This is a genomic window from Streptomyces siamensis (assembly GCF_039543605.1).
GTDB lineage: Bacteria > Actinomycetota > Actinomycetes > Streptomycetales > Streptomycetaceae > Streptomyces > Streptomyces siamensis.
This window is the reverse complement of sequence record NZ_BAABKB010000016.1, coordinates 551099-563822: the sequence shown is the minus strand read 5'-3', so window position 1 is coordinate 563822 and position 12724 is coordinate 551099. Positions and strand designations below refer to the sequence as shown.

12 protein-coding genes are annotated in these 12724 nt (G+C 73.2%); 4 read left to right on the top strand and 8 right to left on the bottom strand.

All coding sequences use genetic code 11. The features are described from left to right. Window positions 1–66: 66 nt before the first annotated feature. Together ABEB03_RS23080 and ABEB03_RS23075 are read right to left on the bottom strand one after the other, a co-directional pair. The gene (locus ABEB03_RS23080) at window positions 67–1044 is read right to left on the bottom strand and encodes a 2-hydroxyacid dehydrogenase (RefSeq protein ID WP_345652467.1); all 978 of its coding nucleotides are present in this window, start codon (window positions 1042–1044) and stop codon (window positions 67–69) included. After that, window positions 1041–2210 carry a lactate 2-monooxygenase gene (locus ABEB03_RS23075; protein ID WP_345652464.1) on the bottom strand — a complete coding sequence of 390 codons (1170 nt, stop codon included), beginning with the start codon at window positions 2208–2210 and terminating at the stop codon, window positions 1041–1043. The genes ABEB03_RS23080 and ABEB03_RS23075 overlap by 4 nt, the downstream gene beginning before the upstream one ends. Before the next feature lie 113 nt (window positions 2211–2323). Here ABEB03_RS23075 and ABEB03_RS23070 point away from each other — a divergent pair, with 113 nt between their 5' ends. Beyond that, complete coding sequence (locus tag ABEB03_RS23070) at window positions 2324–3574, top strand: PucR family transcriptional regulator (protein WP_345652461.1); 1251 nt, start codon at window positions 2324–2326, stop codon at window positions 3572–3574. Window positions 3575–3625: 51 nt separating this feature from the next. Here the strand turns inward: ABEB03_RS23070 and ABEB03_RS23065 are convergent, their stop codons facing one another. The 4 genes from ABEB03_RS23065 to ABEB03_RS23050 all read right to left on the bottom strand — a co-directional run bounded on the left by ABEB03_RS23065 (window position 3626) and on the right by ABEB03_RS23050 (window position 7415). Continuing rightward, a complete protein-coding gene (locus ABEB03_RS23065) occupies window positions 3626–4297 on the bottom strand; it encodes a cyclase family protein (RefSeq protein WP_345652457.1) in 672 nt (223 codons plus the stop codon). Further along, window positions 4297–5880, bottom strand: a complete 1584-nt coding sequence (locus ABEB03_RS23060) for a purine-cytosine permease family protein (protein WP_345652454.1) — start codon at window positions 5878–5880, stop codon at window positions 4297–4299. Before ABEB03_RS23060 ends, ABEB03_RS23065 begins: the two co-directional genes overlap by 1 nt. Window positions 5881–6137: 257 nt before the next feature. Next, entirely contained in the window at window positions 6138–6599 is a 462-nt protein-coding gene (locus ABEB03_RS23055; RefSeq protein ID WP_425589284.1) for a TIGR03668 family PPOX class F420-dependent oxidoreductase, read from the bottom strand. Between the two features lie 264 nt (window positions 6600–6863). After that, window positions 6864–7415: a hypothetical protein gene (locus ABEB03_RS23050; RefSeq protein WP_345652448.1), complete on the bottom strand. Its 552-nt coding sequence runs from the start codon at window positions 7413–7415 to the stop codon at window positions 6864–6866. A 389-nt stretch (window positions 7416–7804) separates the two neighbouring features. On the opposite strand from ABEB03_RS23050, the gene ABEB03_RS23045 reads away from it, so the two are divergent. Then, window positions 7805–8239: a protease inhibitor gene (locus ABEB03_RS23045; protein ID WP_345652445.1), complete on the top strand. Its 435-nt coding sequence runs from the start codon at window positions 7805–7807 to the stop codon at window positions 8237–8239. A 232-nt stretch (window positions 8240–8471) separates the two neighbouring features. Here ABEB03_RS23045 and ABEB03_RS23040 read toward each other — a convergent pair whose 3' ends face one another. Continuing rightward, complete coding sequence (locus ABEB03_RS23040; protein WP_345652442.1) at window positions 8472–8969, bottom strand: methyltransferase family protein; 498 nt, start codon at window positions 8967–8969, stop codon at window positions 8472–8474. A gap of 119 nt (window positions 8970–9088) precedes the next feature. Here ABEB03_RS23040 and ABEB03_RS23035 point away from each other — a divergent pair, with 119 nt between their 5' ends. After that, entirely contained in the window at window positions 9089–10672 is a 1584-nt protein-coding gene (locus tag ABEB03_RS23035; RefSeq protein ID WP_345652439.1) for a bifunctional phosphatase PAP2/diacylglycerol kinase family protein, read from the top strand. A gap of 15 nt (window positions 10673–10687) precedes the next feature. Here the strand turns inward: ABEB03_RS23035 and ABEB03_RS23030 are convergent, their stop codons facing one another. Beyond that, window positions 10688–12190: an MFS transporter gene (locus tag ABEB03_RS23030; RefSeq protein WP_345652436.1), complete on the bottom strand. Its 1503-nt coding sequence runs from the start codon at window positions 12188–12190 to the stop codon at window positions 10688–10690. Window positions 12191–12366: 176 nt separating this feature from the next. On the opposite strand from ABEB03_RS23030, the gene ABEB03_RS23025 reads away from it, so the two are divergent. Further along, complete coding sequence (locus tag ABEB03_RS23025) at window positions 12367–12720, top strand: ArsR/SmtB family transcription factor (RefSeq protein ID WP_345652433.1); 354 nt, start codon at window positions 12367–12369, stop codon at window positions 12718–12720. Window positions 12721–12724: the final 4 nt, after the last annotated feature.

Below are 12724 nucleotides of genomic sequence, written 5' to 3'. Positions count from 1 at the left end.
ACGCCGTGGCGCGCCGGCCTCGTGTCGGATCCCGCGCCGCGGCCCCACGGCGCCGGGGCGACACCTCTACGAGACGACGTCCCGGGGCGGCTTGCCCCCCACGAAGTCGGCCGCGTTCTGGACGGCCGCCAGCGCGATCCGCACCAGCGTCTCGCGCGTGACACCGGCGACGTGCGGGGAGAGCACCACGTTCGGCGCCTTCAGCAACCGCAGGGCCGGGGTGGGCGGTTCGGGGTCGAACACGTCGAGACCCGCGCCGGCCAGGGCGCCCGCCTCCAGCGCGTCCGCGAGGGCGTCCTGGTCGATCAGGGCGCCCCGCGCGGTGTTCACGACGAACGCCGTCGGCTTGAGCAGCGCGAGCCGCTCGGCGTTCAGCAGATGCCGGGTCTCGTCGGTCAGAGGTGCGTGCAGCGTGACGTAGTCCGAGGTCCGCAGCAGTTCGTCGAGCCCGACATGGCGGGCCCCGCCGAGCCGGGCCGCCGTCTCCCCGTCGATCGGCCGCGGACCCGCGTACACGATGCTCATGTCGAAGGCGACCGCGCGGCGGGCGACCTCCTCGCCGATGTGCCCGAGCCCGACGATGCCGAGGGTCTTCCCGGACAGCTCGGTGATCGACTGCTGGAGCCGCGGCAGGGCCCAGTCGGCGTCGACGAGGGCGGTGTGCGCGGGGACGAGCTGCTTGGCGAGGGCGAGCATCAGGGCGAAGGTCTGCTCGGCCACGTTCTGCTTCTCGGCACCGCTGGAGCCGATGTTGCAGACCGGGACGCCCTTGGCGCGCGCCGCGTCCAGGTCGACGTAGTCGAAGCCGTGACTGGCGCACTGGATCAGCTCCAGGGCCGGCGCGGCGGCGATGTGCTCGGCGGTCACCGGGGCCAGACCGGTGATGACGACATGCGCCTCGCGGAGCGCGACGGGGTCCTCGTCGGTGGCCTCGACCACGGTCACCCGGGCCTCGCCGGGGAAGACGCCGGCGAGCGCGGCGCCCGCCGTCCGTCCGCCCACGTGCGGCGAGACGACGGCGAGGACGTTCTTCGGGTCGGTCATGCGCTGTCCTCGGTCAGGTCGTCGGGGCCGATGGTGTCCGGGCGGGCGTGCCCGGACAGGGCGAGTGTCAGGTCGAACTCCGCGAGCAGGCAGCGGATGACGTGCTCCACGCCCGCCTGCCCGTCGAGGCCCAGCCCGTAGGCGTACGGGCGGCCGACGAGCACGGCCCGCGCGCCGAGCGCGAGCGCCTTGAAGACGTCGTCGCCCGTGCGGACGCCGCTGTCGAACAGGACGGTCAGCCGGTCGCCCACCGCTTCGACGACACGGGGCAGCGCGTCGGCGGCGGCCACCGACCCCGCCACCTGCCGGCCACCGTGGTTGGACACGACCACGCCGTCCATCCCCGCATCGGCGGCGAGGCGCGCGTCGTCCGGGTGCAGGATGCCCTTGAGGACGATCGGCCCGTCCCAGTTCTCACGCAGGAAGGCCAGGTCGGGCCAGGTCTTGCCGGGGTCCGCGAACATGCCCACGAAGTGCATCACGGCCGCGTTCGGGTCCTCGTGGACCGGCTTCGCCAGGCCCGCCTGGAACGCCGGGTCGGAGAAGTAGTTGGCGGTGCCCACGCCGTGCAGGAACGGCAGGTACGCCTGATCGAGGTCGCGCGGCCGCCAGGCCAGCAGGGGAGTGTCCAGGGTGACGAGCAGCGCCGTGAACCCCGAGGCCTTGGCCCGGTCCAGGAAGCTCCGGGTGACCTCCCGGTCCTTCGCCCAGTACAGCTGGAACCAGCGCTCCCCGTCGCCCATCGCCTCCGCGACCTGCTCCATGGGGGTGCTGGAGGCCGACGACAGGATGTACGGGACGCCCTGCGCCGCGGCGGCACGCGCGGCGGCCGGCTCGGCGCCCGGATGCATGATCGACAGGACGCCCACCGGCGCGAGCGCGAGCGGCGCGGGCAGCGCGCGGCCCAGCACCTCCACGGACAGGTCGCGCTCGTGCACGTCGCGCAGCATGCGCGGCACGATCCGGCGCCGGTCCAGGGCCTCCCGGTTGGCGCGTGCGGTACTGCCGCTGCCCGCGCTGCCCGCCACATAGCCGACCGGACCGGGACCGAGGCGCTGCTCGGTGAGCTCCTCCAGCCGGGTCAGATCGGTGGGCAGCCTGGGTACGGCACCCGTCATTCCGTTCAGATAGATCTCGTACTGGAAGTCGGCCCAATGCTTCGCCATCCGTACGTCCCGCCTCTCGTCCCTGAGACCGCGCTGTACGCCGACGATCCTTGCGACTGTGACAAGGTCCGTCCACCATGGTGCGCACATCGCGCGACTGGGATTATCACCAGGTGACAAACAGGAGGACGAACGTCGGCTCCCGTTCCGCGCCGAGGGGCGGGTCCGAAGGGCGGCCGGACGCCGCGACGGGCGGGTCCCCGGCGGCCCGGGCCCGGGTCCGGCGCGACATGGTCGCCGACCCGAAGGTCGTGGAGGCGGTCGTCGCGGCCGTTCACGCGCAGGTCCCGGTGTACGCGGCGCTGGACGACAGCCGGCTTCCGGAGGTCCGCGCCATCGCGGCCTGGGGCGTGGACAGACTGCTCCACCTGTGGGTGACCGACGGCGCGCTGGAACCCGCCGACCTGCGGCGCTTTCGCGGCATCGCGGCGGCCCGCGCGGCGGACGGGCGTCCCGTCCAGGCGGTGCTGCGTGCCTACCGTGTCGCGGCGACGGTCCTCACGGACGAGATCGCGGCCCGCGCTCCGGGACTGGCGGCGGCCGACGCGTTCGCGCTCGCCCGCATGCTGCTGACCGCTCTGGACACACTCTCCGAGGAGATGGCCACGGCCTACGCCGTGACCAGCGAGGACCTCGCGGGGGACCGCGACCGGGCCCTGCGGCTGCTGCTCGACGACCTGATCGCGGGACGGCACGCCTCGGCGGGCGCACTGACGGACCGGTCGGCCCGGCTCGGCGTCCAGCTCCCCGAGCCCTACTGCCTGCTGGTGGCCGAGACACAGGAGCCGGGCGGCCCGGACCTGTCGTACGAGGCGGCGACGGGACTGCTCGACGAACTCGGCGGCACGGGCACCTCGCTGTCCACGATCCGCGGCTCCCGCGCCGTACTGATGTTCTCCGCCGCGGCCGTCGGCCGGGCGGGCGCGCTGCTGGCGCGCCGGGCCTGGCGCGGCTGCGCCGTCACCGGTGAGGGCCTGGACCGGGTCGCCGTCGCCCACCGTCTGGCAGCCGACGCCCTGGACACCGCGCCCGCCCACGCCCACCGTCCCGGCGGCCTCCTCACGGACGCCGACGCGCAGGTCCTCGCCCTGTTCGCCGGCCATCCCGCGGCCGCCCCCGACCACATCGCCCGCCTGGTCCTCGGTCCGCTCACGGACCCGGACCAGCGCCACCTCCTGGAGGCGCTCACCGCGTACATCGACGCGGGTTCGGCGAGCGCCGCGGCCCGCGCCCTGCACCTGCACCCGCAGTCCCTGCGCTACCGCCTGCGGCGCGTCCGGGAACTGACGGGCCGTGACCCCCGGGACCCCTGGCACCGGCTGACCCTCGACGTCGCGCGCACCGTCGCGGCGCCGAGGACCTGAGCCGGGGGAGCGGCGCGCCGGCGAGCGCGGCCGGCGAGCGGGGCGGTGCGGTCAGCCGACGCGGGCGACCGCTCGCACCGGCGCCCCGTCGGCCGCGGGCAGCCGCAGCGGAAAGAGGAAGACCTCGACCTCCCGCGCGCCCACCAGCTGCTCCAGGCCGGTGAGGTTCTCCGCGATGACGCCTCCCGCACCGCACAGGACGCGATGGGCCGGGAGCCCGAAGTCCGCGTGGGGATCGCCGGGCCGGGGTGTGGCGTCGACGCTGAGCGCGTCGACGGCCACGGTGCGGACGCCCGCCTCCACCATCGCCTCGGCCGCCGCCGGGGTCAGCCACGGATGGTCCAGGTACCCGGCCGTGCCCCAGTGCGCCGACCATCCGGTGACGAGCAGCAGGATCGAGCCGGGCTCCAGGCGCAGCCGGCTGAGGGCGGGTGTGAGCAGCTCCGGGGTGATCGGTGACCGGGCCGGAAGGCCCCGGACGTCGGCCACGACGGCGCGGCCCGCGAAGCGGTCCAGCGGCAGGGCGTCGAGCGTGTGCCAGGCGTCGTCGACGTGGTACGGCGCGTCCACGTGCGTCCCGGACTGCGAACCCATGTGCAGGCGCTGGACGTTGACCCCGTCCCGCGAGGCGTGCAGGGCCTGCGAGATCTCGACCTCCGGGTCACCGGGATACACGGGCATCCCGGTGGCCAGAGGGACGGACAGGTCCAGCCAGCTCCCCATCAGCGGCCCTCGCCGGCGAGGGCGGGCGCCGGGTCGGCGGCCTCCGCGCCGGGCCCCGTGATGGGCGGCACCGGGGCGTCGACGGTGCGGGCGAACCGCGCGCCCTCGGGCCCGTACGCGGCCCTGGGCTCGGGGAAGATCCGCAGCAGGGCCAGGAAGAGCACCGCGGCCACGGCCAGCGACAGCGGCAGGCTGATGTCGACGCCGTTCGCCAGGTCGCCGAGGGGGCCGACGAACTGGCCGGGGATGTTGGTGAAGAGCACGCCGATCACCGCGGCGACCCACCAGGCCGTCATGCCGCGCCAGTTCCAGCCGTGCGCGAACCAGTAGCGGCCGCCGCGCTGACGGCGGTTGAAGACCTGGAGCGCGTCGGGGTCGTACCAGCCCCGCCGGGTGTGGAAGCCGAGGATCATCACGACCATCCACGGGGTGGTGCAGGTGATGATCATCGTGGCGAAGGTCGAGATCGACTGCACCAGGTCGAACCCGAAGCGGCCGATGAAGATGAAGGCGATGGACAGCGCGCCGACCAGGAACGTCGCCTGGACCCGGGACAGCCGGGGGAAGACCGACGAGAAGTCGAGCCCGGTGCCGTACAGGGACGTCGTGCCCGTCGACATGCCGCCGATCAGCGCGAGCAGACAGACCGGCAGGAAGAACCAGCTCGGCGAGATGGCGAGCAGTCCGCCCACGAAGTCCGGGGCGGCCGGGTCGACGTACTTGGGCGCCTTGGTCGCGATGATGGAGGCGGTGGCGAGTCCGAAGACGAACGGCAGCAGGGTCGCGAGCTGGGAGAGGAAGGCGGCACCTATGACCTTGCGGCGCGGGGTGTCCGCCGGGATGTAGCGCGACCAGTCGCCGAGGAAGGCGCCGAACGACACCGGGTTCGACAGCACGATCAGCGCCGCGCCGATGAAGGAGGGCCAGAACAGGGCCTGCGTCGCCGAGTCGGCCGAGGACGTGAACACACCCGCGTACGACGGATCGAAGTCCCCGGCGAAGGCGATCGCACCGACGAGGAACAGCACGGTCGCCGAGGTCACCGCGATCTTGTTGACGAACAGCATGAAGCGGAAGCCGTACACGCACACCGCGAGCACCAGACCGCCGAAGAGCGCGTAGGCGACGCAGTACGAGAGGGTGCTGCGCTCCATGCCGAACAGCCGGTGCGCGCCGCCGACCAGGGCGTCGCCGGAGCTCCACACGGAGATGGAGAAGAACGCGACGGCGGTCAGCAGCGACAGGAACGAGCCGACGACGCGCCCGTGGACGCCGAGGTGGGCGGACGAGGCGACCGCGTTGTTCGTGCCGTTCGCCGGCCCGAACACCGCCATCGGGCAGAGGATCAGCGCACCGACGACCACACCGAGAATCGTCGCGGCGAGCCCTTGCCAGAAGGAGAGCCCGAAGAGGATGGGGAAGGCCCCGAGGACGCAGGTGGAGAAGGTGTTAGCACCGCCGAAGGCGACCCGGAACAGGTCGAGCGGCGTCGCGGTGCGGTCCGCGTCGGGGATGCGCTCGACACCGTAGGTCTCGACCTCGGTGAGGGACGGCGGGGGAGTGGTCGGGGAGTTGTCGGACAAGAGTGCTCCAGCGAAGTGCCTGTACCCGGACGAGCGGTGGAGCGCGTTGTGGCGCGGTGGGAGGAAGGCCGGTGGCCGCCGCCGGGGTGTGCGGCGTGAGGGGACGCCTTCCTTGAAGGGGTGTGCCGACGCTACGGCGGCCTGTCAAGTACACACCAGTGGGCGAACCATCCATCCCTCGCGGACGCTCTGGAGCATTCGTCCATTGCGTGCCGGCCGCCGACGGGAGGGGGAGAGGGAGGGGCGTGGGGTCCGGGTCAGCCGGGCGGGTCTTCGCCGTGCGCGGCGAGCCAGCCGTGCCAGCGGTGGACGGCGACCGCGATCACCGGGCCGTCCGGCGGCCGGTCGCGGTACTGGGCGTACTTCTCCCGCAGCGCGGCGATCGCCGTTCCGTATGTCTCCCGCGCACTTTCCTGCGGCGCGGCGGGCGGCACGACGCGTGCGTCGCCGTCCGCCCGGACCCACCACAGGCGGCTCCAGTCCTCGTCGAACGCGTCCACGAGCAGGCAGACGGCCGGGTGCGCCGCGATGTTGCGCAGCCGCTTCAGCCGCCGGGACCGCTTGGGCTTCCCGTCGACCGCGGTGACGATCTCGTCGCCCAGTAGGGCGAACACGACCGGCACCAGGTGCGGGCGCCCGTCGGCGTCCACGGTCGCCAGTCGCGCCACCCGCGCGGTGAGGAAGCGGCGTCGCGCCTCCGTCTCGTCCATGTCCGGCACGGTGAGCCTCCGGTCCTTCCTGCCGGGCGAAGGCCCGGCGCCGCGGCGAAGGCCCGCCGTGCCGGCGATCCCCGGGGTGCCGTCGCCACCCGCCGTGCCGTCGGCGTCCGGTCGAGCCCTCGGCCGGAACGGCCGAACAGCCGAACAGCCGGAACGGCCGAACAGCCGAACAGCCGGAACGCCGCCGTCCGGTTGTGTCCGCTCCCAGTGTGGCGCGACGGCCGGGAGGCGGGGCCGTCGGTGCGCCGGAGGAGGGAGAACCGGTCACTCCTCGTCGGTGGCGGTGTCCCCCGGTTCGGTGTCCGGACCCTGCGCCCGCACGCGCTGCACGTGCTCCAGCGACTCGCGCAGTTCCGCGAGCCAGTCGTCGGTGTGGCGCTGCACCAGGCGCACGCACCAGGCGAGAGCGTCGCTGCGGCTGCGGGCGACCCCGGCGGCGACCAGGGTGTCCAGGACCTGGCGCTCGGGCTGGCGCAGCCGCGTCATGACCGGTGCCGCGACGTGCGTGAACAGGGCGCGCACGGTGCCGCACTCCACGCCCCAGGACACCTTCTTGCGGAACCGGTGCTCCGCCTCGCGCGCCACCGCGATCCGTTCCTCGCGGGTGCGCTCCCTGAATTCCTGGACGCGTGCCTCGACGGCCGCCTCCTTCTCGGCGTCCGACGCGCCCTCGCCGAGCCGGGGTTCGGGGATGCGGCCGACGACCGTGATCTCCTCACGGTCGACCGTGACCTCCACGAGGCTCTCGAAGAGATCGTCGGGCAGGCGGCCGGCGAACCAGCCGCGCAGCTTGTCGCGTTGCTCCGATGTAATCATGTAATCACCATTACTCTGCGGCCAAAATTGGGCAAGAGGGTCCGGTCGAAGTCCGCTGTGGGCTGAAGGCGCGCCCGGTGCGTGACTCCGCCGAGGGCGCGCACGGGGGCGCCGCGGGGGTCCGGCGCGGGCTGAAGCGGAATGTTTCAGGCCTATTGCCGAGCCACGGAAATCTGGCCATGAGGGCCCGGCGGGCGATCAACGGTGGCTCAATTCCGGGGCCCAGGCGTTCGAATTCCGTAACTTCACGCCACTGCTTCAACACTCAAAGTTACTGAAACGCATGGGGTCGATGTGTGTTTCTCGTGAGGACTCGGCAGACTCGCGCTCGCCGAACCGGCACCCGACCGAGCCGGTTTCGCATTCGATCGAGCGGAAGGATGCACACAATGCCGAACACCGCGCGTTGGGCAGCGACTCTCACTTTGACGGCCACCGCCGTCTGCGGACCCGTCGTCGGTTCCGCCCACGCCGCCCCCGCCGCCGGCCCGTCCGGGCTCTACGCCCCCTCGGCCCTGGTGCTCACCACGGGCCACGGCGCCACCGCGGCCACCGTCACACCGGAGCGGGCCGTCACCCTGAACTGCGCCCCGACGGCCTCCGGCACCCACCCCGCCGCCGTGCAGGCCTGCGCCGAACTGCGCGGCGCCGGCGGCGATCCGGGCGCGCTGACGCTCAGAGACGGCGTCTTCTGTACCAGGCAATACGACCCCGTGGTGGTCACGGTCGAGGGTGTCTGGCAGGGCAAGCGCGTTTCCTACGAACGCACCTTCGCCAACGAGTGCGTGAAGAACTCCTACGGGACGACCGTCTTCACGTTCTGAGAGACCGGGATCGCGAAGTCCCCGTGAAGAGCGACCGAGGTCCGTGACTGGGGAGTGCGGGCCACGTCGCGGGGACACCACGCGATTTCGCACCGAGGGTCGGCCGGACGGAGTGGGGCCGTCGGCCGGCCCTCGGCATTTGCATGCCCAGGGTCTTCCCCCCGGCTCGCGAGCCGGACCTCCTCGCGCCCCGCCTCCGACATCACGTCGGCGCCATGCCCGTGACGCGTGCTCACCCAGGGTCGTGCCACGCACCGGGCCGGGGCCACCAGCCGGGCACCGCCCGCCGGTATCGCTCGTAGTCCGCGCCGAACCGCGCCACCAGCTCCGGCTCCTCGTACCACCGGGCGAAGGCCGCCATCACCAGCCAAGCGATCGCCCCGTACGCCAGGAGGAGCGGTCGCGCGAGCAGCAGGGCCTGCCCGAGGATCACCGCGACGACCGCCACGTACATCGGATTGCGGACGTACCGGTACAGCCCGCCCACGACCAGATGCTCGGGAGGCGCGACCGGCGCCGGGGTGCCGAGGCCCTCGCGGACGAACCGGGCGAAGGCGGTCAGCAGTACGTACGCGCCTGCGACCAGCGGCAGCAGACCGAGCGCGCGCACCGGGGGCCACCAGTGACCGGGCCGCCAGCCGGTCAGCCACCAGGGGATCAGGACGGCCACGGTGCCCGGCGCGAGTGCCAGGAAGAGCGAACTGCCGGCCGCCGCCGCGGATCTGCGCATGCACCCACCATGGCCCCGGCGGCCCGCGCCGGGAACCCGCTGCGCCGCACGGCGCAGCCCCGTCACCGGTCCGAGTCCCCCGGGATGCCGGCCCGGCCGCGACACCGTAGCGGTGGAGCATGCGGGCACTGGGCGAGCTGGACGAGCGGCTGTTCACACGGGTGGCGGGGGCGCGGGTGCCCGGAGCCGATCCGGCGCTGCGGTGGCTGAGCCACTTCGCCGACCACGGAGCGCTCTGGTTCGGCACGGCGGCCGGGCTCACGGCCGCCGGCGGACGCACCGCCCGGCGTGCGGCCCTGCGGGGCGTCGGCGCGCTCGCGCTCGCCTCGCTCACCGTCAACACGGTCGTGAAGTGGAGCACCCGCCGGCCCCGGCCGCTGCTCGACCTGGTGCCGACGGTCCGTCACCTGCGCATCCAGCCGCACACCACGTCCTTCCCGTCCGGGCACTCCGCCTCCGCCGCGGCCTTCGCCACCGGGGTCGCCCTGGAGTCCACGCGGTACGGCGCCCTGGTCGCGCCCTTCGCCGCCGCGGTCGCCTTCTCCCGCGTCTACGTGGGCGTGCACTACCCGGGGGACGTGTTGGCCGGGGTGGCGATCGGCGTCGGCGCCGCGGCGCTCACCTGCCGGTGGTGGCCGCCTCGACAGGCCGTCCCGGGGAGACAACGGCCCGTCGCCGACGCACCCGCGCTGGCCCGGGGCGAGGGACTGGTCGTGTTCGTCAACAGCGAGTCCGGCGCCGGTGCCCCCGATACCTCCCTGCCCTCGGCCGAACGGCTGCGCGCGCTGCTACCCGGGGCCGAGCTGATCGAGCGGGGTCCCGACGACGATTTCGCCGCACTGCTCGCCGAGGCCGTCGGCCGGGCGGCGGAGAGCGGGGGAGCCCTCGGCGTCTGCGGCGGGGACGGCAGCGTCAACGCCGCCGCCCGCGCGGCGGCCGAACGGGGCCTCGCGCTGGCGGTGTTCCCCGGCGGCACCCTCAACCACTTCGCCCAGGACCTGGGGGTGCGGGACTACGAGGACACCGCGGACGCCGTCGTCCGGGGCGAGGCGGTGTCCGCGGACATCGGTGTGGCGCGCGCGGACGGCGGCGAGGACGTGCGGTTCCTCAACACCTTCAGCATCGGCCTGTACCCCGAACTCGTCCGGAGGCGTGAGCGTGCGCAGGAACGCTGGGGCAAGTGGCCCGCCGCGGCGTTCGCCCTGGTCAGGGTGGTGCGCACCGCGACCCCCGTCGAGCTGAGCCTCAACGGCCGTCCGCGCCGTCTGTGGCTGCTGTTCGCGGGCAACGGACGCTACGTCCCCGAGGGCTTCGCCCCGTCCTACAGGCCGCGGCTCGACGACGGACTGCTCGACCTGCGCGTGGTGGACGCCGACCACCGTCTCGCCCGCACCCGGGTCGTCGTCTCCGCGCTCGCCGGGGCCCTGCACCGCTCCCGGGTCTACGGCGCGGAGCAGGTCCCCTGGGTGCGGCTGGAGAACGTCACGGGTACGGACTCCCTCGCGTACGACGGTGAAATCGCGTCGGCCGAGGCGTCGTTGACGCTGGAGAAGGAACCCGGTGCGCTCGTGGTGTACCGGCCCGCGGTGCCGCACGACGAAGCGGCGCGGCAGGCGCGGCCGGCCGCCGGGACGGCGGGCCGGGACGGACGGGCGAGGGGCCGCCGTCTCCCTGCTGACGGCGGCCCCTCGGACCAGAGGTGATCGGTCCGCGACCGATCACATGTGGACGACCGGTGCGGCGTCCGGGTCCTGCGCCGGCGTGCCGCGCCGGTAGAGCAGGAAGGCGATGACGGCGCCCGCGACGAAGAATCCGGCCGACCACCAGAAGGCGGTGGTGTAGCTCTCGATCGTCGACCGGGCCTGGACCAGCTTGTCGGTGGCGTCCTTGCCGGACAGGTAGTTCGTCGCGGCGCTCGCGGCGAGCGTGTTCAGCAGGGCCGTGCCGATCGAACCGCCCACCTGCTGCATGGTGTTGACCGTGGCGGAGGCGACTCCCGCGTCCTCCGGGGCGATCCCGCTGGTGGCCAGCGACATGGCGGGCGGCATCACCATGCCGAGGCCCGCGCCGATCAGCAGCAGCTGCGGCAGGACCGCGGTCGAGAAGGACGAGCCGATGCCGATGCCGGTCAGCCAGGCCATGCCGAGCGCGGCGAGCGCGAAGCCGGCGGGGATGACGGCCTTCGGGCCGATGCGCGGCACCAGCACCGTCGTGGAGACCTGGGCCATGACCATCAGGGCCGCCATCATCGGCAGGAACGCGACACCGGTCTTCGTCGGGCTGAAGCCCAGGTTCAGCTGGAGGTAGTAGGTGAGGAAGAGGAACACGCCGAACATGCCGGCACCGGTGATGAGCACGGTGATGAACGAGGCGGCACGGTTGCGGTCGAGCAGGACGCGCATCGGCAGCAGCGGGTGCTCGGCGACGTTCTGCCGGCGGACGAACGCGGCCAGCAGGACCACGCCCGCGGCCAGGAAGCCCCAGGTGGCGGGCGAGCTCCAGTCGTGCGTCTCGGCGTTGGAGAAGCCGTAGACCAGTGAGAAGAGACCGGAGGAGACCAGCAGGGTGCCCGGCAGGTCGAGCTTGGATCCGGCCGCGTCGCGGTGGTTGCCCAGCAGCACCCAGCCGCCGGCGAAGGCGACGACCGCGAAGACGAGGTTGACGAACAGGGTCCAGCGCCAGTCGAGCGTGTCGGTGAGGACGCCGCCGAGCAGCAGGCCCACCGCGCCGCCGGCGCCGGCGATGGCGCCGTACACGCTGAACGCCTTGGCGCGCTCCTTGGCGTCGGTGAACGTCGTGTTCAGCAGCGAGAGCGCGGCGGGCGCGAGGAGTGCGCCGAAGACACCCTGCAGGGCGCGGGCGGTGACGAGCATCCCGAAGCTGGTCGCCGCGCCGCCGAGCACGGAGGCGGCGGCGAAGCCGGCGACGCCGATGAGGAAGGCGGGCTTGCGGCCGAAGAGGTCCGCGATGCGTCCGCCGAGCAGCAGCAGGGAGGCGAAGGCCAGGGAGTAGGCGGTGACGATCCACTGCCGGTTGCCGTCCGAGAAGCCCAGGTCGGCCTGGGCCGACGGCAGGGCGATGTTCACGATGGTCGCGTCGAGGACCACCATCAGCTGCGCGATGCCGATGATCGCGAGGATCCACCAGCGCCGGTTCGAGGCGGGCGCGGGTGGTGCTTCCACGGCACCCGCGCGGGTGCCGTGGGCCACGGTCTGAGACATGGGAGAACACTCCGGGGAAGGTCGCTCAGGGATGAGTGCACTAAACGAAACGGTTTCGTACACATCGACATCCCGAGACTAGACCCCGTCGAGCGAAACGGCAACGTTTCGCTAAGTGACCTGGATCGCCCTCGTATGCCTTGACCGGCATATAACCAAGGGGGCATATTGAGCCCATGTCCGAGGCATCCCTGTGGGCCGCGCTCGCCGACCCGCACCGGCGCGCCATCGTGGCGCTCCTCCTGGAGCGCCCGCGCGCCGTCGGTGAGATCGTCGAGGCCTGCGGTCTGAGCCAGCCCAGCACCTCCAAGCACCTTCGGGTGCTCCGCGACGCCGGGCTCGTACGGGCGCGCCAGGACGCGCAACGCCGTGTCTACGCCCTCGACCCCGCCCCGATCGCCGAACTCGACGCCTGGCTCGCCCCGTACCGCACCCTGTGGAACGAGCGCCTCGACGCTCTGGGCCGACGCCTGGACGCCGCGGCGGGGGAGCCACCGGACGACCACGCCACACCCTCCCCGAAGGACTGACCGC